This window comes from Burkholderia sp. PAMC 26561 (genome assembly GCF_001557535.2).
Classification (GTDB): Bacteria; Pseudomonadota; Gammaproteobacteria; order Burkholderiales; family Burkholderiaceae; genus Caballeronia.
The window spans coordinates 430850-454295 of record NZ_CP014310.1; the positions used below are offsets into that span (position 1 = coordinate 430850).

Below are 23446 nucleotides of genomic sequence, written 5' to 3' on the forward strand. Positions count from 1 at the left end.
ATGTCAGGCTCATGCCTGCTGTCCCTGATGGAATTCGCTGGTCGGCGCCTTATCAACGCTGCGAGCTTCACGCTCGTGTTGCAAATCAGGCTTCTGCTAACCGCGGTCTGACCGTCTTGCCATCACTGTTTGATCGCCTGAGCAATCGTTGGTCTGGGAAATAACTTTTGAATGCGTTGGTCTCCTTGAATTCAGGTCTGCGTAGCTGGTCGCACCTCAGCAGACATGTAATCAGAACGGAAATCCCGATTATGTGCGAGCAGCGCCCAGATGATGCGCGCATTCTTGTTCGCCAGCGCGACGGCGGTCACATTGACATTTCGTCGCGCAAGCGACGTTTGGAGCCAACCGCCTGTTGCACCTTTGAGCTTCGCTCTGTAGATGACCGCGCGGGCGCCGTGGATAAGCAGTGTTCGCAGATAAGGGTCCCCTCGCTTACTGATACCCAGCAACACGTTCTTTCCACCGCTCGAATTCTGTCGGGGAACGAGACCGAGCCACGCAGCCAACTGACGACCGCTGGAGAAGTTCCGCGCATTGCCTATGGTTGCGGTCAGCGCACTGGCAGTAATCGGACCGATCCCAGGGACTTGCGCGAGCTTGCAACTCAACTCACAGTTCCGATGCCACGCTTCGATCTGGGCTCCGATTTCGTCGACCTGGCGGTGGAGTTCCTTCAGGTGTTCCATCAGTCTCTGCACGAGCAGTCGGAACGTGCTCGGGAGTTCATTGGTCGCGTCTTCGATCAATTCCGGCACCTGCTTGGCAATGTGCGTAATACCTTGAGCAACAACCAGTCCAAATTCCGCAAGCAACCCTCGGATCTGGTTAGCCTGCGCGGTACGGGCTTTGACGAAGCCTTGACGAGCCCGATGCAGCGACAGTACAGCCTGTTGCTCGACGTTTTTGATGGGCACAAATCTCATGTTTGGTCGTGCGACGGCCTCGCAAATCGCCTCAGCATCTGCGACATCATTTTTATTGGTCTTGACATAGGGTTTGACGAACTGCGGCGCCATCAGACAGACCGTGTGGCCAAAGGCTTGCAGTTTTCTCGCCCAGTAGTGCGCACTGCCACAGGCTTCCATCCCGACAACGCATGGCGGTATATTTGCAAAAAATTCAGCAACCTGAGCTCGCTTTAGGGAAGCTCTGCAAAACTGCTGCATTTAGCGAAGGCATGCATTACCCTAAATGGAGTTTATGGAAATGGAGTGACGCGATGACGCAACTTCATCTTGGGCTGGATTTGTCGACGAAGCGCACTCGCAAAAGGGAGTTTCTAGACGAAATGAGGCGTGTGGTGCCGTGGTCGAAGCTGATTGCCTTGATCGAGCCGCATTACCCTAAGGGTAAGACTGGGCGACCGCCATTTCCTGTCGCGACGATGTTGCAAATCCACTTCATGCAGCAATGGTTTGGTCTGTCGGACCCTGCGATGGAAGAAGCTTTATACGACGTTCCGTTGTATCGCGAATTTGCGGGTCTTGATGGCGCCATGACGCGCTTGCCGGACGAGACTACGATCCTTCGTTTCCGACACCTACTTGAGACACATGGCATCGCCGCCCAGATGCTCACACTGGTCAATGAGATCCTGATCGACAAAGGGTTGATGCTCAAGGCTGGCTCGGCCGTAGACGCGACGCTAATCGCCGCGCCAAGTTCGACCAAGAATGGCTCAGGTAAGCGCGATCCCGAAATGCATCAGACGCAAAAAGGTCGCACCTGGTACTTTGGGATGAAAGCGCATGTGCGACCTGCAAGTCGCCTGAATTTCTGTTCGACGCAACGTGATCCGTTGTGATTGAACCGGCTGTTCCATCAGCCGTTTCCTACCCAGACATGCGGAGCCGGCAACGGCTCGGTGTGAAGCTCTGGGGACAATGTAACCGCCGATATTATCGGTACGCGGACCCGCGAGGGAAAGCAGAATCTGCCAGCACAAGGGCGGTGAGGGACTAGGAACGAGCGGTAACGACCAACATAAGTGAACCTCTATAAACGTCGTCATCATTGACAAGCCAAATGTGCTGACAGGCTTGAGCCAAAATGGCACGCGGCAAGGTATGGCCTCTGTGTGCTGGGCCATCGTGGACATTGCGCCGCCGGCGGATAGGAGGGGTCCGCCCCGCTCTGAAATTCTTGCGGAACAGGATAAGCCCGTAGGGCTGCCGGCGACGGCAGGCGAACCGCAAGGAACGCTGTTGGTGCTGCGGGTAAAGGATCGCGGAAAAAGCGAACGCCCTCCTGTAATGGGATGGATACCGGCTGCACGATGGCCGGACGCGAAAGCGGGCAGACTTCCGTGTGGTCATTCATGGCGAGAGAACTTGATTAATCGTTATACGAGGGAAAGCAGATGACGGCTATCGACGGTACTGCGCAAGCAGCGTCGCTCGGGGCTGGTGCACCCTCGCACCCCACCAGGATGTGGAGTCAGGCTGATTGGCCTCGCATCAAGGACGAGGTGAAACGACTCCAGGCACGTATCGCTCAGGCAACCAAGGAAGGCAGATGGGGCAAAGTAAGTGCCCTGCAGCGTCTGCTGACCCGCTCGCATAGCGGCAAAATGCTAGCCGTGAAACGAGTGACAGAGAATCGCGGCAAGAGAACGCCGGGCGTTGACGGCAAGATTTGGCCAACTCCGGCGGCCAAATGGAAAGGGATGGAGGCGATGCAACACCACGGCTATCGTGCGTTGCCGCTTCGACGTATCTACATCCCAAAGAGCAACGGCAAGAAGCGTCCGTTAGGAATTCCTCGCATGCTATGCAGAGCCATGCAGGCGCTATGGAAGCTCGCGTTGGAGCCCATTGCGGAAAGCTTGGCGGATCCAAACTCGTATGGGTTTCGGCCCAAACGTTCGACTGCCGACGCCATTGAGTGTTGTTTTACCACGCTGGCGAAGCGTAAGTCACCAGAGTGGGTTTTAGAGGGCGACATCCGTGGCTGTTTCGATAATTTTAGCCACGACTGGATCCTCAAACATATACCAATGGATAAGGTGGTCCTGCGGCGATGGCTTAAGGCCGGATTTATCGACAAAGGCACCCTGTTCGCGACTGAGGCGGGAACTCCGCAAGGGGGCATCATCTCGCCCGTCATCGCAAACATGACGTTGGATGGACTTGAAGCGGCAGTAGATGCCAGCGTAGGGCCGACGCCACGCGCGCGCCGAAAAGTCAAAGTCAACGTCAATCGGTATGCCGACGACTTCGTCGTAACCGGAGTATCGAAAGAGATCCTGGAACAAAACGTACTCCCTGCGATCAAGCAATTCCTGATCGTTCGGGGTCTGGAACTCTCGGAAGAGAAAACCAGAGTCACTCACATCGCCGATGGGTTCGATTTCCTTGGGCAGAATGTACGTAAGTACGGCGGTAAGCTGCTCATCAAACCGGCCAACAAGAGCGTGAAGGCCCTGTTGGAAAAGGTCAGGGAAATCGTGAAGCAGAACAGAAGCGCCACACAGACGAATCTTATTTTACAACTCAACCCTGTGATTCGAGGTTGGGCCATGTACCACCGCCATGTGGTTTCCAAGTCTTGCTTTACGTCGATAGATGCTCACATTTGGCGCCTCTTATGGACCTGGGCCATGCGTCGGCATCCCAATAAAGGCACGGGGTGGGTGAAGAACAGATACTTCCGGGTAGAGGGAAATCGTACTTGGGCATTTACGGCGCGGACTAACGACCGCGGAGTAATTCGGTTGTTCCGAGCCACGATGATTTCAATTGTTCGCCACGTCAAGATACGTGGGCAGGCAAATCCCTTTGATCCTGCGTGGTCGTCTTACTTTGCTCGTCGCGAAGCCGCGATCGATGATTGATTGCTCGGTCCTGCTATAGGGGCTGAGGAATGGCTTGAGCCGGATGCGGGGTGACTCGCACGTCCGGTTCTTAGGGGGCGGTGGCGCAGCAATGCGCTGCTGCTACCCGACGTCGGCGTGGACGCAGAATCAGGCCTCGTTCATACCGTCATCGGCACTGCCGCAAACGTGCATGACATCAACGCGGCACAGGCGCTGTTGCACGGTGAAGAAACGGATGTGTACGCTGACGCCGGATATCAAGGCATCGAGAAACGTGAGTCAACTCGCGCGGTACGATGGCACGTTGCGATGCGCCCAGGCAAACGAAGGAAGCTGAACCTGAAAGACCCGCTCGATGCAATTTACGACCAGATTGAACGCTTGAAAGCCGGCATCCGCGCGAAGGTTGAGCATCCATTTCGGATTCTCAAGCGACAGTTTGGATACGTGAAGACGCGATACCGAGGCTTGGCAAAAAACACCGCACAGATCACAACACTGTTCGCATTGGGTAATCTGTGGATGGTGCGCAAGTCAATGAAAAACCCTTGAACGATGCGGCATCAAGAATGCCCAGATCATGAATCGTCGCGGATATGTCGACCAATCTTCCGTTTGCCGATGCTGATGGCGACTGGCCGACTGCAGCTAACAGAGCTGAAGATCCACAAACGCGTTATGCAGGGCTTCCTTAGCGGTTTCCTGAGAGCCGTTATGCCGCGCTCATCAACCCCGTGGACCTGAAACACATTTTTTGCCAAGTCGATGCCTATCGTCGTTACGGTCATGATGGATGCTCCCGTTCGAGTGCTTGATGTGAGCACCCACTTTGGCACATCGATGCCGTTTCGGGTGGGGGCGTCCATCCCATTAACGCCAATTCGAGTAGGAGCAATCGATGTCAGTATCATTCGGCGCGACAAGTACGGCCGACGAGGTGATTAAAGGAGTCGACCTACGCAACCGACGCGTACTCGTGACGGGCGTATCTTCCGGGGTTGGCGTAGAGACGGCTCGTGTTCTGGCGTCTCACGGGGCGTACGTGGTCGGCGCTGCCAGAGACCTGAACAAGGCTCGGCGGGCGACCGAGCATGTCTACGCTCATGCAACAAAGGGCGGAGGCTTCCACCTTATCGAAATTGACCTGGCCTCCCTTGCGAGCATCCGTGCAAGCGCAGACGAACTCGTGAAGACGAGCCAGCGTTTCGACGTAATTATTGCCAACGCCGGTGTAATGGCAAGCCCGAAAGGGAAGACCGCTGACGGATTTGAGACGCAGTTCGGGACCAATCACCTCGGGCACTTCGTTTTCGTCAACCGCATTGCAGGCCTCATCAAGCCTGGCGGCCGTCTCGTCACGGTCGCCTCAGCTGGTCATCGCGGCGCCGATGTCGATCTCGACGATCCCAATTTCGAGCACACGCCCTACGTTCCGCTGGTGGCGTATCGCCGATCCAAAACGGCGAACATTCTGTTCGCGGTCGAGTTCGACCGGCGTCACCAGGCCGCAGGGGTGCGCGCCACAGCCGTGCACCCTGGCGCCGTGCTGACCGAGACCACCCGCATAATAATCAAAAAGCAGCCGGCCGCCGCTTCTGCCTTCAAATGGAAGACTGTTGAGCAGGGTGCGGCGACATCGGTGTGGGCGGGTTTCGTCGCTGCTGCGGACGAGGTCGGCGGCCTCTATTGCGAAGACTGTGACGTCGCTGACGTGAACAACCGCCCTGCGGACGCCTTTGGTGTAAGGAGCTACGCTCTCGATCCCGAGCATGCAAAAGCGCTGTGGGTCAAAAGCGAGGAAATGGTCGACGAAGTTTTCTAACTGCTGACACGACGTTCGCATACACTTCACTCCCACTCTCGTCACCCACTACGCCGAGATGGCAAGGGATGAGATGCCATCCATACAGGCCAAGCGGGTCAGCCCGCACAACATCCGCCACACGACTGCCGTACATATGCTGGGCAGCGGCGTCGACATCAATACAATCCGGGCGTGGCTGGGGCATGTCTCGCTGGACACGACGAATATCTACGCTGAGGTTGACTTGGAAATGAAGGCAAAAGCGCTAGCAAGCGTCGATGTTTCCGGGCAACCGGCGGAACCCCTGCGACAACGTAACTTGCCGTCATTGATGACGTTTCTACGGGGGATATAGCCAAAATCTTCAAAAAAATATGTGCCGCCTGCACGCCAGGATCTCCTTCGGATACTGGCATTCTGCGCCCTAGGCGACATATCTTTGGCCGCAACATATAACGGGTTGTCGTTGCTCACGCCCGGTCGACTCAATGACGGCACCACACCCAGAGCCTGCAGGCTGGCGAGTATCGTGGCACTTCGATCCGCGCCGTGCAGTTAAAAAACGTGTTTGACTAGGTCGATACCGAGGATTTCGATTTCCATGATGAACCTCCCGATGTGGTCTGGTGAAGACGACACTCAGTAGTATCGCGCTTCCCTGAAGGGCGCCGGGTCCATCTCAGTGAACCAACAACGAGTGCGCTTCGGCGACAATCAAGTCAAAGATTAGATCGTGTCATCGCATCACTCCGTTTCCATACTCCGTTTGGGGTATGCATGCCTCCGCTAAATGAAGCGGTTTTGCAGAGCTTCCTAGAAAAAGTCGGTCCACAGATGCCCACTGCGCGGAGCGGCACTGATTAGTGGATATAGATTTATCGGTCGACCATCGCAGCCGCTAAAACCGTCTTTTATATCCTTTTATCGCCACTCAGTTTCTTGTCTATCCATATTTCGCAAATAGCGTTCGGGCGACGGTTGGCAATTGAACGTGCGATAGGCAACATGGATGACCGGCCCGTTCAACCCGGCTTGCAGAACTGAAAAAGCCGGCACATTAGCAAGCCTATTCATAGCCCATTCCGCAAGCGGCGACCGTGGCTGCCTATATTTCAACCAACGTCGATGAGATCTCATGTCCCGTATCCCCGTTCCCGCTGACATCCATGTGGCCCCCCGGCTTCGCAGTCGCTGCTGAATTCAGTCCAAGCGCACATGGGAAAGATTCCAAATATGATCGGGATCCTAAGTAATAGTCCAGCCGCACTCGAAGGCTATCTGAGCTTGTCTGGCTCACTTGCCAAAGGAGCCTTGCCCCTCGCTACGCGCGAGCGGATTGCTATTGCGGTGGCCGACATCAATGGCTGCCACTACTGCCTGTCCGCTCACGCTTTTATTGGCAAGAAATTGGCAAAGCTCGACGATGCCGAGATCGCGGCCAACCGCAAGGGTTCCTCCGGCGATCGTAAGGCCGACGCGGCTCTGCGCTTTGTCGTCGAACTTATTGAAAAACGTGGACACCTCGACGACGGCGCGTGGAATGCTGTTCGGGGCGCCGGCTATGATACTGCGCAGATTATCGAGATCATTTCGAACGTAGCGCTAAATATGTTTACTAACCTGTTGAATGAAGCGGTGCAAACGGAGCTGGATTTTCCTTCCATCGAAAATGCCCCTGTCTGATTCCGTCAATCGAAACGGTTAGCTCCTTTAAATTTTTCGACAAAAGAGGTCCACTAATGATCACAATTCGCAACCCAGAAAGTAGCCCCGCGCCCGCGACTTACCACCATGGCATTGAAGTTTCGGGCAATATGCGGACGCTCTATATTGCGGGGCAAATCGGGATGCTTCCAGATGGAACCGTTCCCGAGGGCGTAGAGGCTCAAACACGCGCGGCCTATGGAAATTTGGAAGCCGTTCTGAAGACAGCGGCTATGACATGGGCCGATGTAGTTAAAACGACGATCTATCTGGTCTCTGGGGCTGACCGGGCGGCGTTTAACGTGGCACGTAGCGAAGTCACCGGTGGGATAAAAAATGCCGCAACACTCTTGTTCGTTTCGGGCCTGGCATTGCCGGGACTGCTGGTCGAGGTAGAAGCGGTTGCAGCGGCGGCCGAATAGTGACGTCGAAAGTGACAAGCTACCGGGCGTTCCGGTTTGAACGCTAGCCTCATTTGCAGTGGGCTGTGCTGTCTTGTTATTGAAAAATCACCTCTAGCCGCTAAGGTCATGCTCCCCGTTGCCGGACATTGCGCAGCGTCTCCGATGGAGACTCGCCGAATTTTTCGCGATAGACGCTTGCAAATCGCCCCAAATTAACGAACCCACAAATCAGTGCGATATCAGCAACACGATCGGTCTCGCGCGCGCTTTGCAGCATCTCGCGCGCCGTTTCCATTCGCGCTTCACGCACCAGATGCATGGGGCTAACCCCCCGGAATTGCCTGAAGCTATGCAATAACGTGCGAACCGGCACGCCTGCCGCTTCCGCTATGTCCAAAAGCTTCAATGATTCGGTCGCATGCTCCGCTATATAACTTTCCGCGCGCCGGACCGTGCGCGGAAGCAGCACGGATGAGCGCACGTTTTCTTGGCTCCGGTGCGGCTGTCCCGCAAGCAACAGGGTAACCAAAAGCCGTTCGACCTCAATAGCGACACGACGGTCCCGTTGCGCGAGTGCAACCGTTTCAGGTGACCCTATCAGCATGCTTATTTGCGCTAGCCAGGGCGCTAATTCCGTTCGCGAAAGATTCAGCGTCGGCTCAAGGTGCAGTCGGCCGTAACCTGCATGATCGAAGATCGCTTGCTTCTCAATACGGACGAAAAACTGCTCGCAGTCGCTTGAGAATGTCCCGCCAAAACTCGTCTGCGGGCCCACGATCACCCCTTGAGACTGGCTGACCATAGCGCGTCGACCGCCTACCGATACGTCGGCGTATCCGCGCAAACTCAGGATGACCAGAAAATAGTCTTCGATTTCGCCTGCCTCCACGCCCATGGCGCCAGCGTATCCAAGCGACCCGAACGACACGTTGTCCAGACGCACATGATTCATGTACGCCATTTGACCTGCAAGGCTTGAGCCGGGTATCAAGCGGTGAGGTTGCAGCACCGTAGCAATGCGCTGGCGCGTGTCCTCAATATCGTTCGATTCAAAGTAACGATATTTTCGGAGCGCTTTGGTTTCAATCTGTAAGGGAAGGGGTAACATCTTTTTCTCATCGACCGGTAGCGATTGTTCGGGGCTCGAGCTGCCCCAGATCGTTTTTTGTGCCCGAGATAAAAACCTACTCTACGCCTCAGTCAGGGTCGACAAAAAAACTGGATACGGGTCCGTCAAATAAGTTGCGCAAAGTGGATATTTTTGACGACGACTCGCGTGCCGTGGACAGGCCACTGATTGGCTGTGCACTGGTATCGCCTTAGCCCGCGTTTGGGTGCGTATTTATAAATCTTTGCTGAAATCGAATTTTCGCGTTCCGTACATCAGCTGCGACATGCGGCCATGGATAAAGAACTTGCCCGTTTAAAGTTGGACGCTTAGCGATCCGCTCTGTAATCAAGGAAAAAGATGGCTGTCAAAACTCGAATTGCACACGTCTCCGGCCCCCGGGCCACGATACAAAACACACCCCCGCTGGTCACTTCGAACAAAGCGCGCGCGAAGCGTGGATTGCCGCTGCGGCCTAACGGCGACGGCAGCGTTCCGAAATTTGATGCGCTACGCGCGCAACGTCTCGCTGCGCCTGTAAAAGTTTATATCGAACAGTTTTCTGCTCATCCGCTCGAATCCGACGCATCGGAACTTTACGGGCCGCCGGATGGGTACCTGAGCGCCAACGGGTCGTTCAATACGACGCGTCAGGCAGATTCAGACAAACCTGTTTACGAAGTCGAACTGCATCCGGACGACGGTTTATATCCTCTCCCTTATATGGCATTTCAGTCGGATGGCGGCCCGTGGGAGCAGGAATGCGCCTATCCCGGTGCGCCGGAGACGGCGGCAAGGCAAGGGTTCTTTCCCGATGGATCGCGCAGTTTCGAAGAGATCGATAGATTGACCGTCGGCGAAAACGGACTTGCCAATGCGATCTCGTCGGTTGCGACCGTAGACTTCTACAGAAGCTCGCCGCCGGCCGGCTACACGAAGGGACGGCCCGCTCATTTGCGAACGGACGCGGGCGAAGGCCACATAGCGCCCGAACGTCGCGGACGAAATTTTTTCCCCTACAGCCCATTTCATCTCGCCGCCCAACCGCCCCGGCCGATGCTGGCGAAAGTTGTAAACGATATGCAAGCCATTGCCGCAAGCGGCCTCTACGACGGCATCGTTTGGACCTGGGGAAGCCCGCAAATCGAAGAAACCGCTTACTGGTTAAACCTCATGATCGACACTCGACTGCCCATGTGCGGCAACGCGGCTCAGCGTCGTCACGGATCGATCAGTGACGACGGCCCTAGGAACATCAAGGATTCGATCGAGTTCATCTCGTCCCGCATCTGGGAGGGTAAAGAGGGCGAGAACCGGTGCGGCACCGTGGTTATACAGGATCAGCAAATCTTCGCAGCACGTGAAGTTGCTAAAGGAGACGCGCGGCCGGGTGGCTTCCTGGCCACCGGTGGACATGGCGGAATCCTTGGACAAGTCAGCCACGTAGGCCGCTTTAATCTGACATATCTGCCTGCGTACAGACATACCTATCTCTCGGAAGTCAATCTGACACGGTTACCGTGCACCGTTCGCGCAGTGCATAAGACGAGCGGCAAGCTTGAGTACGTCGATGTGCCTGTAAAAGACGCCAACGGCGCGCTGCTTGCTGATGCAATGCCGATCGTGTCTATCGTAAAAGACGGTAGTTATTCAAGCGTTGAGTTTGGCGACGATCCAGAACTCGAACACGACCTGATCGCGTCCATCAATCAGAAGCTCAATGCGGGGCGTCTGGCAGGATTTGTCCTTGAAGGAGTCGTTCCAGTCGGCACTTCTCCTTCACCGGGGCGACAAGCGCTCATGCTTTGTGCGACGTTCAGCGGCCTGCCGGTTGTCCGCACTGGACGCGGCGGCTCACAAGCGTTTACGGACCTGAACGACTTTCTTGTTGCCGGTTCGAATCTGACGAGTACGAAGGCACGTTTGCTTTTGTTTGCCTGCCTGTTGAAGTTCGGAAGTTTTCCGATTGCGCAAGACCCGGCTCACCCGACCACCGCCGAAAAAGATGCGACGCGCAAAGCGGTCGCAGCGTATCAGTCGATCTTCGACACACACTAAGCATCAACGGAGGCGGAACCGTCGCTTCCGCTTTGCGCGTCGGTCTCTTGTAACCGCATAGCCGCTTCTCCTGGGGTGCTTTATCGGAAGGTACCGTATAGGCTTTCGCCAATACGGGCGGCTCTTCGCTTTACCGATCGTTCCACGCGCAACGTTAAGACCATTCTCGATTTATTCACTTACGCGAAGTTGCTGATGACCAATAAAATGTCAGGCCCACCCGATTTGTCACTAGACGCTATAGGGACCTGGGATCTCGAGTCGTACACAAGCTACGCAAAGGACGGTACGTCTCGGCAAGACTTTGGCGAGTCGCCCATTGGCCGGGCGATTTTTGACCGCGCGGGGAATTTTTCGATGCTGTCGTCAGATCGGACTTGCCTCACTTCGCATCCGGCAATCGCAGTGTGGGGACCGCCGAACAATACAAAGCGGTGGTCCAGGGCAGTCTTGCTTACTTCGGTACATTCTCCATCCACGCGGAAGAGCAAGGCGTGACGTTTCACATTCTCGGCGCTACCTTGCCGAACTGGATCGAGACTACCCAGGAAAGGGGCATTTCCATGTCGTCACGCGACCGGCTAAGCCTTAGCAACGTCCATGGGTCTGGAGGAGGATCGGCACTGATTGTCTGGCGGAGAAAAGCAAGCTGAAAACGAAGATGATACCGGGCCAAAGCTGAATCAATGAAGTCGTAGTCGAATGTGGCTGCCGACGTCTCAAGCGGTGCATCGGACTACAAATAAAAGATCCGCACCGTTTGCGAGAAACGGCCAAATCAAGGGATTGCACGGCGTGTTGTGGGTAGCGGGTCATTTTCGGCGCATCAACAATGCCTCCAGTCGTCGGCAATATCGCACGTTGCGATAAACCTTCGCTGGTCGCATCGTTGAATCGTCCATGTGAGTCTCGACACGTGGCCACGCCTCTAGACCCCTTATGTGAATCCCATTATGGATATTACACACGCTTCACTATCCGCGAGAAGCCTTCGCAATCACCAGATTTTCGCGCTCTTCCTCAGCATGTTGGGCGAGCTATTTCTGGCGGGTGATTGGTATGGTTTCGCAGCAGTCATTCCATTTATCTCAAAGTCGCTCGCGCTTAGTCCGGGCGAATCAGGCTTTGTGCAGGGCGTATTTGCCATCACTTATTCGGTAGGCTTGTTTGTGTGGTCGCCGCTTGGACGGCATCTATCCGCGCGGACCCTGTTCGTACTCGGACTGTGCGGGTGCGGTGTTGCGATGCTATTGCAAGCTCATGTTCAGTCTTACGCGGCGCTGATAGTCTTGCGGCTGCTCATCGGATTTTTCGACGCCGCGGTGTGGGTGGGAACGATGAAGCTTATCGTCGGATGGTTTCCGCTCGCCCGACACGGAATGGTGATGGGCCTCCTGCTTTCTGCCTTTAGTTTTGCAATAACCCTCGACTTCGCAGTCGGAATACCCGTATCCGAATCGCATGGATGGCGAGTTTTTTTCGAAGGTCTGGGTATCGCCACCTTCGTGGTCGGACTCCTTGGTTTTCTTAGCATAAAAGGTAGTCCGCGGGAGATGGGAGACCCCAATTTTCAATGGGAATCAAAGCCGTCCATCGCAAGGCATGGGGAGGCCGCGTCAGTCTGGACCATCCTGCGTTCAAAGTGGGTGTACATAGGCGCGATCGCAATCTTTGGCGATACCTTCGCACTCGCTGCCACGGCGACGTGGGCTGTGCCGTCGTTCATCGCAAACCAGGGAATGCCGATCTCATCGGCGGCATTGATCGGAACGACGATGGGGTTGTCACAAGTTTCGTTTCTCTTGCTGGGCGGATGGTTGTCCGACCGCATGACCAAGACATCAATGCTCAAAATCGGTGCTGCGCTCGCGTTGGTGTCCGCTACCTGCTACTCGTTGACAACGATATTTCATACAAGCTGGGTCGGCTTGATCGCACTTTCGGCGTTCAGTGGCATCGCAGTGCTAAGTGGCGGTGCCATCTTCAGCCTGGTCAGCGAAAAATACGGCGAAACCCTTGCCGCCAGTGCAATCGGGTTCGCCGAACTGGGCGGCATCTTGTCGACCTTCGTCGCGCCAGCCTTGATGGGGGTCGTTCTGGGCGCAACACGATCGTTCGCCGCGGCGTTTGTCCCGTTCGTTGTGGTCGAGGCCTTGATTCTTGTGTTTTTGATGTTGTCGGCACGTTGAGCGTGCGGTTACCGGACGCGCTTCGCACGCATGACCGCATAAGGCATTGATTCTCGAAATTTTGATTGATCATTCACCTCATGATTAGGTGTTCTATATAAATGCTTGGAGATAGCGTGAACTTCAAAAGATTATTGATCATTCTGGCCTCCCTTGGCGGCCTTGTTACTTGCACCAGCAGCGAAGCGACGGAAAACGGCTTAACCGCTTATCCGGTCGGTGTAAACACTGTGCTCGACGGCGTCTTACCGGTGCCTGGAGATACCCGTTTTTATAACTACACGGCTTATTACGTCGCAAATACGTTCCAGGGCCCAAGCGGTAAAATCGCGATCCCTGAATTTCGGACTAGCGCTTTCGTTGACGCGCCGCGCATCGTTCATACATGGAACCAAATGCTCGGGCCATTTACGCTGTCCAGCGGCACTGTTGCCACTGTAGTGCACCTTACGGTCGATGCAGCGGGAGCGTCTGGCAGACGGACGGCGCTGGGGGATTTGACGCTGCAGCCCGTGGAGCTCGGCTACGCGAACCCGTCGCATACGTTTTTTGCATACTTCGCGAGCGATGTAAGTTTGCCTACAGGCGCCTACTCAAGCAGCCGGGTTGCTAATCCAGGCCTGAATATTTACGCGTGGGAACCCGCTTTGGGCACGACTTGGCTGCCGAATCCACAGTGGGAAATCTCTACGTTTTCCGTATTCGAAGTTCATTCGCCTGATAAAGCCACCCACTACCATTCCGGGTCGGTCGCCATATTCGATTACCTAGCGGGATATTCAGTTACTCCGCAATATCAAATCGGCATTCAAGGCTATTTGCTCAAGCAATTTACCGATGACACCGCGAACGGCGCGGTGGTTGCCGATGGTTTCAAGGGACAGGCGATCGCCATTGGGCCGCAGTTGCGCGTCAACCTGACCAAATCAAGCGCGATTGTCTTTAAATATCAGCAGGAATTTGCGGTACGCAACCGCGCGAAAGGCGAAAAGTTGTGGGTTGAGATCAGTTGTCCGCTTTAAGATACTGCGGGCGGCTCCGATCCGCTTACTCAAAAAAATTTTATGTAACTAACCCTTTTCGGGAGTTTTCGTGCCTGCTTATCGCAAGCTTGAAGAACAAACGCCGCTTTCTCCAGTTTCCATGACCTACGCCGCCACCGCGCTTGGTTTATCGACGCTCGCCGTATCGGATCTCGATTGCGAACTGGATGTTCGGTATGGCTCGCTCAAAGAGAATCGACTGGATATATTTTACCCTCCGAAGCCCTCGAGCGATTGTCCTGTGTTTATTGCAATACACGGTGGAAACTGGTCTCACGGATACAAGGAGTGGATGGGCTTCGGAGCGATCCCGCTGGTAGCCGCCGGGGTGATTTTCGTGGCGATCGACTATCGGCTAAGCACGGTTAGCCGCTTTCCGTCGCAATTGGAGGACTGTCTGGACGCCCTATCCTGGGTGCATCGAAATATCTCGCGTTATGGAGGAAGCCCGGACCGGATATTCGTGGGAGGGCACTCAGCCGGAGCGCATCTCGCCGCGTTGGCTACGCTTCGGACTGACTTGCATAAAAACCATTCGTTAGGCGCCAATGTCATCAAGGGATGTTTTCCGTTTAGTGGCATCTATGATCTGCGTCGCGACGATAAGTACGGAATTACGCCATCAATAGCGGTCATAGAGGAGTTTCTCAGCTCTATAGATGACGCCGTTGAAGCATCGCCGATCTGTCATGTTGCGGGAAACCGGGTCCCATTCTTTGTCTCATGGGCCGAGAACGATGCTCCCCTCATGCGGCAGCAAGGCGCGCCATTTGTTAGCGCGGTTGAGGCGAGCGGCAGCCATGTGAAATGCCACGTCTTTCCGGCATTCGATCATTTCCATATACACCTGGATCAGGTTCGCCCCGAGAATTTGCACAATCGCGTGCTCATTGAATGGATGTCTGACCCGAGACCTTAGCCAGACATTTGCCGTCGTAAAAACTGAATTTAGGTCGCCCATTTTTATCCACGCATTTTGGATAGTGCGTGCGAAAAGTGGAGATGTCGACGCCTTCGGCTAGCCTGAAGTCAGTAGGATAAATCGAATTCCAAAATACTAGGAGTGCTCCGGATGAAATCAATGCGGATGCTTGTTCAGCGCATCAATACGTTGACGCCGACGACTCGTCGGCTATTACTGGTGCCGGTGGACGGATCATCGCTCCTGGCAATTGAAAACTACCAGGACGTGTTTGCGTTCTTCGTGCTGATGTTCCGTCCGCCCGGGCTGCTCGGCGAACCTGTCGCAGATCGCGCTTAAATGGGAGGGACAATAATGACTTCAATTCAACCGATCGAGCCGTCGACCACGCTCATCCCCGAAAGAAAGACCGCGAAGAATCACGCCGTCACGGTGCTGGTCACCGCGCTCGTGATCCTCGCGCCCATGCTGATCGGCGCGGCCGGCGGCAACTACTGGGTCCGCGTGCTCGACTTCGCGATGCTGTACGTCATGCTCGCGCTGGGCCTGAACGTGGTGGTGGGTTTCGCCGGGCTGCTGGACCTGGGCTACATCGCGTTCTACGCCGTGGGCGCTTATGTGGCTGCGTTGCTTTCGTCGCCGCAACTGACCTCGCAGTTCGAGTGGATCGCGCACCTGTTCCCCGGCGGCCTGCACGCGCCGATCTGGGTCATCGTTCCCTGCGCGATGGCGCTGGCCGCCACGTTCGGCGTGCTGCTGGGTGCGCCTACGCTTCGTCTGCGCGGCGATTATCTCGCCATCGTGACCCTGGGCTTCGGGGAAATCGTCCGGATCTTCATGAACAACCTGGATCGTCCGGTCAACATCACGAACGGGCCGAAGGGGATCACGGGCGTCGATCCGGTGTCGTTGTTCGGGTTTGATTTGTCGAAGACGCATTCGTTGTTCGGGTTCAACTTCCCCTCCGTCTACAACTACTACTACCTGTTCGTGCTGTGTTCGCTCTTCGTGATCTTCGTGTGCGTGCGCTTGCAGCACTCGCGGATCGGCCGTGCATGGGCCGCGATCCGCGAGGACGAAATCGCCGCAAAAGCAATGGGCATCAACACGCGTAACGTGAAGCTGCTGGCGTTTGCGATGGGTGCGTCGTTCGGCGGTTTGTCGGGCGCGATGTTCGGCACGTTCCAGGGATTTGTATCGCCGGAATCGTTCACCTTCTGGGAATCGATCGTGGTGCTCGCCTGCGTGGTGCTCGGCGGCATGGGCCACATTCCGGGCGTGATCCTGGGCGCGGTGCTGCTCGCCGTGTTCCCGGAATTCCTGCGCTCGACCATGGGTCCGCTGCAGAACGCCATCTTCGGTCATCAGATCGTCGATACCGAAGTCATCCGCCAGCTGCTGTACGGCCTCGCGATGGTGCTGATCATGCTGTATCGCTCGGAAGGCCTGTGGCCGTCGCCGAAACACGAAGACAAGATCGCGAAGATCGCAAAGCGCGCCGGCAAGAAGCCGGTCCGCGCCTGACGCCACAAGAGAGCGGAGAAAACACAATGAGCGATAAACCCATTCGACTGTCGGTCAAGGGCGTGAACAAACGCTTCGGCGGCCTGCAGGCGCTGTCCGAAGTCGGCCTCGAAATCAGGGAAGGCCAGATCTACGGTTTGATCGGCCCGAACGGCGCCGGCAAGACGACGTTCTTCAACGTGATCACGGGCTTGTACACGCCGGATTCGGGTTCGTTCGTGCTCGACGGCACGCCTTATACCCCGACCGCCGTGCATCAGGTGGCGAAGGCCGGCATTGCGCGCACGTTCCAGAACATCCGTTTGTTCGGCGGCATGACCGCGCTTGAGAACGTGATGGTCGGGCGGCATGTCCGCACGAAGCACGGCTTGATCGGCGCGGTGTTGCAGACGCCTTCGGAGCGTCGCGAAGAGAAGGAAATCAAGGAACGCGCACTGGAACTGCTGGAGTACGTGGGCGTCTTGCAATACGCGGACTACACGTCGCGCAACTTGTCGTACGGTCACCAGCGGCGTCTGGAAATCGCACGCGCCCTGGCGACCGATCCGAAGCTTCTCGCACTCGATGAACCTGCGGCCGGCATGAACGCCACGGAGAAAGTCGAACTCACGCGCTTGCTCGACAAGATCCGCAGCGACGGCCGTACGATCTTGCTGATCGAACACGATGTGAAACTGGTGATGGGATTGTGCAACCGGATGACGGTGCTCGATTACGGCAAGGTGATCTCCGAGGGTCTGCCGCAGGACGTGCAGAAGGACCCGAAGGTGATCGAGGCTTATCTCGGGGCAGGGGTTCACTGATGGCGACGACGAACGGTATGAATAACGGAATGGCCGCCGGCACGGCGATGCTCAAGATCAAGGGCCTGCAGGTGAGCTACGGCGGCATCCACGCGGTGAAGGGCGTGGATCTGGAAGTCGGGCAGGGCGAACTTGTGACGCTGATCGGCGCGAACGGCGCGGGCAAGACGACCACGATGAAAGCCATCACGGGTCTGAAGCCGTATTCGGCGGGCGACATTGAATACATGGGCAAGTCCATCAAGGGCGTGCCCTCGCATGAGTTGCTCAAGCGCGGTCTCGCGATGGTGCCGGAAGGCCGCGGCATCTTTGCGCGCATGTCGATTCTGGAAAACATGCAGATGGGCGCGTACTTGCGCAACGACAGTGACGAGATTCAGAAGGACACTGATCGCAGGTTCGGTTTCTTCCCGCGCCTGAAGGAACGTGCGGCGCAATATGCGGGCACGTTGTCGGGCGGCGAGCAGCAGATGCTGGCGATGGCGCGGGCGTTGTTGTCGCGTCCGAAGTTGCTCTTGCTCGACGAACCGTCGATGGGTCTTTCGCCGATCATGGTCGAGAAGATCTTCGAAGTGGTGCGTGAGATTTCGGGCGAAGGGCTGACGGTTCTGTTGGTTGAGCAGAATGCGCGGCTGGCGTTGCAGGCGGCGAATCGCGGGTACGTGATGGATTCGGGTCTGGTCACGATGTTCGGTGATGCGAAGACCATGCTCGACGATCCGAAGGTAAGGGCGGCATATCTCGGAGAGTAAGTCTTCGAAAAATTTAAAAACACATCGGGTGCCCTGCAGCGACCGGCTTTCGACGTTGCGGGAACATCAAGCGAAAAGCACCAAGTAGTGCTGCCAGTCAAACGCGTGGTCGACTACAACGTGAGAGTAGGGGCCAAGCCCGACGGCAGCGCAGTGGACAAGGCGAACGTGAAGATGTCGACGAATCCGTTCGATGAAATCGCCGTGTAAGAAGCCGTGCGCCTGTGTGAAGTGGGCGTGGCGACCGAAGTGATCGCCGTGTCGTGCGGCGTGACGCAATGTCAGTAGATGCTGCGACCGCGTTGGCGATCGGTGCTAATCGCGCGATCCTGGTCGAGTCGACTGAGAATTGCGACCGTCGGCGGTTGCGAAGATATTGAAAGCGCTTGTCGATAACGAGCAACCGCAACTGATCATTTTAGAGCAAGCAAGTCATTGATGATGACTCGAATCAGACGGGCTATTTGCTCGCTCTATTGGCCGGTTTACCGCTAGCCGCGTTTGCCGCGAAAGTCGTTTTGGCTGATGGCAAAGCCACCGTGTCGCGTGAAGTCGATGGTGGTTCGGAAACCCTTTCCCTGACGTTGCCGGCAGTGATCACGACGGACTTGCGCCTGAAAGAGCCTCGTTACGTGACGCTGCCCAACATCATGAAGGCCAAGAAGAAGCCGATCGAGACGCTGAAACCCGCAGGCCTGGGTGTCGACGTTACGCCGCGCCTGAACGCTCTGGTCGCAAAGTTGAAGACCGAAGCCAAGGTTCCGTGAGGAACTTTCCAAACTAACCATTCTTGTAATTGGAGATCAGGACAACGCATCGCTCAAAAGGGGCGACGTCCACGTGCTGGAAGAATACGGCGTAGCGAAGGTATTGCTTGCCGAGGCACCGCAACTCGCCGATGGCCTGGCAGAGGATATCGATCGAACGGTGGTCCAGATCGCGAAGAACTATTCGCATATTCTCGCTCCCGCGACTCCGCACGGTAAGAACATCGCCCCGCGCATTGCGGCTCATTTGGATGTGGCGCAGATCGGCGACATTACGGCAGTAGATTCGCCTGATACGCTCGGGTGCCCAAAATAAGCAGGCAACGCAATCGCCACTGTTTAATCGGGCGACGCGATCAAGATCATCAGCGTTCGCACAACGGGTTTCGATTGGGTGGCGGCAGAAGGCGGCAGTGCGCTGGCGGAAAAGATCGAAGCCTTGGCCGACACGGGCATCTCCAAGTTGATGAGCCGCGAGTTGATGAAGCCGGATCGGCCGGAACCGACGTCGGCGAAGATCATCGTGTTGGGCGGACGGTGTTTGGGTAAAGGCGAGAGCTACTCGAAAGAGCGTAAGCCGCTGGAGGACAATTCGGTACTGCGCTGGGTGAGTCCCTTGCGGCAACCGAGGCGGGGTTATCGCGCCACGCAGCAGCGGCGATTCGTTGCGGTTAACCCGGGGCGGGAACGAATGACGCGATCATGATGCAGCGATGATCGAAAATGGCGACCACTTTGTCGCCCTTGAGGTGCTTGTGTCCTGTGTACCCCAGGGTGTCGCCGTCCTTCTCGCGGCAGTGGTCGTGCCGTCGCCATGAATGACTTTTCGCTCGAGGACTGCTCTTTACAAAACTTGTGCGCTGAGTCGCGATAGATCCTTCCGATGTGACCATCGGCCTGCCACCACTATAATCCCCGACAGAGCCGTGTTTGGTGGACTTCAGGACGACCTCCGTCATTCTTTCAGCCGGCCGTGCTTTCAAAAGACGACCACATGGAAAGCTGACAAATGTAGGGGAAGATCTCGCGCAACCCCGGTTTCGGCAGCGGTCCACACGGACCCGTTCGAGGAAAGGCCGCTACTTCAGCAGGGCTTTGAGCGGTGTACCCGGATCAGCGAGACGGGCGCGGTCAAGCGCCTTCCCTCCAGCCATCAACCGGCGGCACACCGCCACTTCCCAACCGCAATTCACCGTCATCACGGCCTCGAGTCTGTCGTCTTTCCCAAGCGCAAGCATGCAGAACACATCGCCCTCCGGGTCACCTCGCTTAATGACCGATTGATGCGCCGCAAAGATGCCGAGTGTCTGCAAATTGCAGTCATATTGATCAGACCAAAGCCACGGCATTTCGGCGTAATGTTCCTCGCCGCCAAGCATGTTCGCGGCTGCCACGGCAGGCTGGTTCTCCGCCACTTGCCACGACTCCACGCGCAAATGCCTTCCCAGCAGTGCGTTGAAGTGACTCGTCACTTCTCCCGCTGCGAAGATAAGCGGGTCGGCGGTACGGCAGTGTTGATCCACCACAATGCCGTTATCGACCAGCAATCCCGCCGATGCCGCCAGATCCACGTTAGGCACGACGCCTATGCCGATCACCACTACGTCCGCAGGAACATCGCCGCAATCGGTTTTAACCACCGCGCCCGAGGGCGTCTTTTCGATGGCAATCGGCGTGGTATTGATCTGCATATCCACGCCATGCCGCCGATGCAATCCGAGCATGAACGCGCCGAGATCAGCAGGCATTGAACGGTGCAACAAGCGGTTTGCGGGCTCGATCACCGTCACCGCGCAACCACGCGATACCGCCGACGCCGCTACCTCGAGCCCGATAAAACCACCTCCCAACACGGTCACCCGAGCTCCCGGTATGAGCGCTTCGCGCAACGCGCGCGCATCGGCGACGGTACGAACGTAGTGCAGCTTCACGCCCTCATCGACCGGTCCGCTAAAACGCCGCACGCGTGATCCGGTCGCAATCAGCAAACGCTGATAGCCGACGCGCTTGCCATCGCCGAGGTACACGCACCGCTGCTCACGATCGATCGCGGCCACCCGTATGCCCAACCGCATCTCGATACGCTGCTGCCCATACCAGTCAGCATTGTGCATAAAAGCGCGTTGCTCGCCCTCGATCCCAAGCAACGCATCCTTCGATAGCGCCGGCCGATCGTAGGGCAGTTCCGCTTCCTCGCCGATCATCAGAATGCGGCACTCCGGCGCCTTTAACCGAAGCGTCTCGGCAGCACGTCGCGCAGCATGCCCCGCGCCGACAATCACATACGCATCATTGGACATGGATCTCGACGCTGCCCTCGTTGATGCGAACCGGATACGTGCGAACCGCTTCCACAATAGGCGCGCACTGCGGCGCACCAGTGCGAATATCGACGAGTCCTTGATGCAGGGGACATTCGACACAACCGTTCTCGACGAAACCCTCCGAGAGGCGCGCGTGACCATGTGTACAAAGATCGTGCAGCGCGAAAATTTCTTCGCCTAGACGAAAAACCGCGATAGGTTTCTCACCCGCGAGAACCGCGACCGGTTCACCTTCCTCGAAGTCATCTAGTGCGCCAACGGGAAACCAGGCTTGAGCCAACTGTTTCATTCTTTCCTCCTTCAGATCGGTGTGGCGAGCAGGGTCTGCACACGCGAGGTGTCGTAAATCACTCGCTTTGACTGGTAACGCAAACCTGCGTCGGTACGCACCACCTGGTCGTAGTACTTGCCCGCCTGATACACATTCGATTCACCATTCGAGCGCGTCTGGATCACGACGTAATTGCTTTCCGTCTCGATCACGCCGTCCTTCTCCGCCATCACGCAGAGCCCGGAAGTCATGTGCCGGTAGCTGTGTTCCTCGAAGATATTGGCATTGCGCAGCGACACCACGCGGTCGCGCAGCATCTTCTGGTTGTTGCAATAGATGATGCCAATTGGGAGACCCATGTCGGCGTTTTCCTTCGGTATGATCTCGTAGAGACAGTCTTCGGTGAACAGCGTCGGCCACGCTTCGAGACGGTCGTTGTCGAGGTTGTTGATGTACTGGTCCTGCAACATGTGCAGTTCGAACCACAGCTTCATTGCTTCCATGATCTCTTTTCTCGAAGTTCAATAACCCATCAGCTTCTGGTAGCCGACCCAGAACTTGCGGATCAGGCTTTCGGTGATGACCGTGTCCTGCTGGTCCGGGTTCCCGCGTGACATTTCGATCACAGACGTCGCGCCGGCATCGCGGATCGTGCCGCGCTGGACCAGTTCGGTGGCTTCCGTGTCTTCCATCGAGATATAGCCGGCAGGTCCCACGAGGTTGGACTGCTTGATGCGCAGCTTGCGCATCTCCGGCGTGTCGTCGGTATAACCGAAGAAGTGAAAAATCAGCTCGAAGCTATTGGGCCCTTTAGGCAGCAACTGCCGTGCGACCAGCGTGTTGTGAATCTGCTGGATCACGAGTTGCGGGAAGATCGGCTGGATATGATTGGTCGTGTCTTCTTCGTATTCGGAAATCAGGCCGAGGATGGAATCGTCTTCAAGCGCGAAGCCTTCGTCGAAGGAGCGAATGTGTTGCTGCTTGTACGCAGCCGACGTGTCTTCGCCGGTCTTCGTCACCGTGATGATGCTGTGCAGTCCGTGGGTTGTATCGGGTATGGAGCGCGCCTTCATGCCGACGCGGAAAATGTTGAACGTCGTATGGAACAGATGCAGCATGCTCGCGTGATACGGGTCCTTCACGTTCTCGAAATATAGCTTCCAGTTCGACTTTGAAAACTGCCGCGTGCAGCCAAGATATTCAATTGGCTTATGAAAGATCCGATCGATCCAGGGCCGCATTTGCGCCCCAAGATACTCAGGCAAAGGACCCACCGTTTCGCTGAAAGTCGCGAACACCAGGCCGCGATAGCTCTCCACCCGAAGCTTTCTCAAGCTGTGATTCTTCGGATCGAAATCGGCGGGCATGCCGGTCATGCCTTTCTGGCCGCGCCGGAACGGCACCCCCAACAAGTTGCCACTCTTGTCGAAACTCCACTGGTGGTACACGCACGTGTGTGAGCTCGCGTTACCACGCGATTTCCTGCACACGGATGCGCCGCGATGCGCGCAGCGGTTCACCCACGCCGCCAGCGAGCCATCATCGTTGCGCGTGACGACCACGGGCGTGTCGCCAACGAAGGTACTTTTGAAGTCGCCCGGACTCGGGATCTCGGCTTCCAGCGCCAGGAAATTCCAGGTCGGTCCGCGATAGATCCGCTCCTGCTCGCGCTCGTACACCGCCTGCGAGCTAAAGACCTTGTAGGGCACGCGCGAGCCGTCGTCATGGGGAAAAGTGACTGCATCGGAGTCGAGCGGGTTCATCGGGCGAAGGGGGAATTCGGCCCTTTCGTCCGGTGCGTCCAGGGCGTTCATCGCATTCGTTTCCACGGCGATTTCTCCTTTTCGTGGGGGATTGGTATGCTGCGATTTTTGGAGCGCCAAAATAGCGGGTCTATCCGATAACGGCTGCGCGCAGGCTTCGCTATCCACTTCCGGCACGTTTTCGCTGATCGAA

General features: G+C 56.5%; 20 protein-coding genes and 6 pseudogenes. 19 read left to right on the forward strand and 7 right to left on the reverse strand.

Annotated features, from left to right (window positions below; translation table 11 throughout):
- Positions 1-191: 191 nt before the first annotated feature.
- Positions 192-1154, reverse strand: a pseudogene (locus tag AXG89_RS32610) (IS110 family transposase); the annotation flags it as partial.
- A 68-nt stretch (positions 1155-1222) separates the two neighbouring features.
- On the opposite strand from AXG89_RS32610, the pseudogene AXG89_RS32615 reads away from it, so the two are divergent.
- The 3 genes and pseudogenes from AXG89_RS32615 to AXG89_RS32625 all read left to right on the forward strand — a co-directional run.
- A pseudogene (locus AXG89_RS32615) lies at positions 1223-1756 on the forward strand (IS5 family transposase); the annotation flags it as partial.
- 606 nt (positions 1757-2362) lie between these two features.
- Entirely contained in the window at positions 2363-3835 is a 1473-nt protein-coding gene (ltrA, locus tag AXG89_RS32620) for a group II intron reverse transcriptase/maturase (RefSeq protein WP_062174774.1), read from the forward strand.
- 111 nt (positions 3836-3946) lie between these two features.
- Positions 3947-4369, forward strand: a pseudogene (locus AXG89_RS32625) (transposase); the annotation flags it as partial.
- Between the two features lie 134 nt (positions 4370-4503).
- Here the strand turns inward: AXG89_RS32625 and AXG89_RS43820 are convergent.
- Positions 4504-4605, reverse strand: a pseudogene (locus tag AXG89_RS43820) (IS110 family transposase); the annotation flags it as partial.
- A gap of 110 nt (positions 4606-4715) precedes the next feature.
- Between AXG89_RS43820 and AXG89_RS32635 the strand changes: the two are divergent.
- The 4 genes from AXG89_RS32635 (at position 4716) to AXG89_RS32650 (ending at position 7747) form a co-directional block, all read left to right on the forward strand.
- Positions 4716-5639 (forward strand): SDR family NAD(P)-dependent oxidoreductase, encoded by a 924-nt coding sequence (locus AXG89_RS32635; protein WP_062174775.1) that lies wholly within the window; start codon positions 4716-4718, stop codon positions 5637-5639.
- A 73-nt stretch (positions 5640-5712) separates the two neighbouring features.
- Positions 5713-5976: a tyrosine-type recombinase/integrase gene (locus AXG89_RS32640; protein WP_062174776.1), complete on the forward strand. Its 264-nt coding sequence runs from the start codon at positions 5713-5715 to the stop codon at positions 5974-5976.
- Between the two features lie 860 nt (positions 5977-6836).
- Positions 6837-7304, forward strand: a complete 468-nt coding sequence (locus AXG89_RS32645) for a carboxymuconolactone decarboxylase family protein (RefSeq protein ID WP_119024735.1) — start codon at positions 6837-6839, stop codon at positions 7302-7304.
- Between the two features lie 56 nt (positions 7305-7360).
- Positions 7361-7747, forward strand: coding sequence for a RidA family protein (locus tag AXG89_RS32650; RefSeq protein WP_062174777.1), 387 nt, complete (start codon positions 7361-7363; stop codon positions 7745-7747).
- A 106-nt stretch (positions 7748-7853) separates the two neighbouring features.
- Here the strand turns inward: AXG89_RS32650 and AXG89_RS32655 are convergent, their stop codons facing one another.
- A complete protein-coding gene (locus AXG89_RS32655; RefSeq protein ID WP_062174778.1) occupies positions 7854-8837 on the reverse strand; it encodes an AraC family transcriptional regulator in 984 nt (327 codons plus the stop codon).
- Between the two features lie 1056 nt (positions 8838-9893).
- Between AXG89_RS32655 and AXG89_RS43825 the strand changes: the two genes are divergently transcribed.
- The 12 genes and pseudogenes from AXG89_RS43825 to AXG89_RS32715 all read left to right on the forward strand — a co-directional run.
- Positions 9894-10895: an asparaginase domain-containing protein gene (locus AXG89_RS43825; RefSeq protein ID WP_218778407.1), complete on the forward strand. Its 1002-nt coding sequence runs from the start codon at positions 9894-9896 to the stop codon at positions 10893-10895.
- Positions 10896-11102: 207 nt separating this feature from the next.
- Positions 11103-11393, forward strand: a complete 291-nt coding sequence (locus AXG89_RS45120) for a lipocalin-like domain-containing protein (RefSeq protein ID WP_442861785.1) — start codon at positions 11103-11105, stop codon at positions 11391-11393.
- Positions 11303-11548 carry a lipocalin-like domain-containing protein gene (locus tag AXG89_RS45125; protein ID WP_082771708.1) on the forward strand — a complete coding sequence of 82 codons (246 nt, stop codon included), beginning with the start codon at positions 11303-11305 and terminating at the stop codon, positions 11546-11548. Before AXG89_RS45120 ends, AXG89_RS45125 begins: the two co-directional genes overlap by 91 nt.
- A gap of 300 nt (positions 11549-11848) precedes the next feature.
- Positions 11849-13084, forward strand: a complete 1236-nt coding sequence (locus AXG89_RS32675) for an MFS transporter (RefSeq protein WP_062174780.1) — start codon at positions 11849-11851, stop codon at positions 13082-13084.
- Positions 13085-13200: 116 nt separating this feature from the next.
- Complete coding sequence (locus AXG89_RS32680; RefSeq protein WP_062174908.1) at positions 13201-14106, forward strand: SphA family protein; 906 nt, start codon at positions 13201-13203, stop codon at positions 14104-14106.
- A 70-nt stretch (positions 14107-14176) separates the two neighbouring features.
- Positions 14177-15046 (forward strand): alpha/beta hydrolase, encoded by an 870-nt coding sequence (locus tag AXG89_RS32685; RefSeq protein WP_144022200.1) that lies wholly within the window; start codon positions 14177-14179, stop codon positions 15044-15046.
- A 153-nt stretch (positions 15047-15199) separates the two neighbouring features.
- Positions 15200-15388, forward strand: a complete 189-nt coding sequence (locus AXG89_RS32690) for a hypothetical protein (RefSeq protein ID WP_062174782.1) — start codon at positions 15200-15202, stop codon at positions 15386-15388.
- Between the two features lie 15 nt (positions 15389-15403).
- A complete protein-coding gene (locus AXG89_RS32695; protein ID WP_062174783.1) occupies positions 15404-16573 on the forward strand; it encodes an ABC transporter permease subunit in 1170 nt (389 codons plus the stop codon).
- Between the two features lie 26 nt (positions 16574-16599).
- The gene (locus AXG89_RS32700) at positions 16600-17376 is read left to right on the forward strand and encodes an ABC transporter ATP-binding protein (protein WP_062174784.1); all 777 of its coding nucleotides are present in this window, start codon (positions 16600-16602) and stop codon (positions 17374-17376) included.
- A gap of 47 nt (positions 17377-17423) precedes the next feature.
- Complete coding sequence (locus AXG89_RS32705; RefSeq protein ID WP_442861786.1) at positions 17424-18128, forward strand: ABC transporter ATP-binding protein; 705 nt, start codon at positions 17424-17426, stop codon at positions 18126-18128.
- Positions 18129-18161: 33 nt separating this feature from the next.
- Positions 18162-18895, forward strand: a pseudogene (locus AXG89_RS32710) (electron transfer flavoprotein subunit beta/FixA family protein).
- A 19-nt stretch (positions 18896-18914) separates the two neighbouring features.
- Positions 18915-19531, forward strand: a pseudogene (locus AXG89_RS32715) (electron transfer flavoprotein subunit alpha/FixB family protein); the annotation flags it as partial.
- 443 nt (positions 19532-19974) lie between these two features.
- On the opposite strand, the gene andAa reads toward AXG89_RS32715, so the two are convergent.
- The 4 genes from andAa to andAc are packed head-to-tail and all read right to left on the reverse strand — an operon-like array spanning position 19975 to position 23253.
- Entirely contained in the window at positions 19975-21195 is a 1221-nt protein-coding gene (gene andAa, locus AXG89_RS32725; RefSeq protein WP_062174786.1) for an anthranilate 1,2-dioxygenase system ferredoxin--NAD(+) reductase, read from the reverse strand.
- Positions 21185-21508 (reverse strand): anthranilate 1,2-dioxygenase ferredoxin subunit AndAb, encoded by a 324-nt coding sequence (gene andAb / locus AXG89_RS32730; protein WP_062174787.1) that lies wholly within the window; start codon positions 21506-21508, stop codon positions 21185-21187. Before andAb ends, andAa begins: the two co-directional genes overlap by 11 nt.
- A gap of 11 nt (positions 21509-21519) precedes the next feature.
- A complete protein-coding gene (gene andAd / locus AXG89_RS32735) occupies positions 21520-21993 on the reverse strand; it encodes an anthranilate 1,2-dioxygenase small subunit AndAd (protein ID WP_086381934.1) in 474 nt (157 codons plus the stop codon).
- 18 nt (positions 21994-22011) lie between these two features.
- Complete coding sequence (gene andAc, locus AXG89_RS32740; RefSeq protein ID WP_119024749.1) at positions 22012-23253, reverse strand: anthranilate 1,2-dioxygenase large subunit AndAc; 1242 nt, start codon at positions 23251-23253, stop codon at positions 22012-22014.
- Positions 23254-23446: the final 193 nt, after the last annotated feature.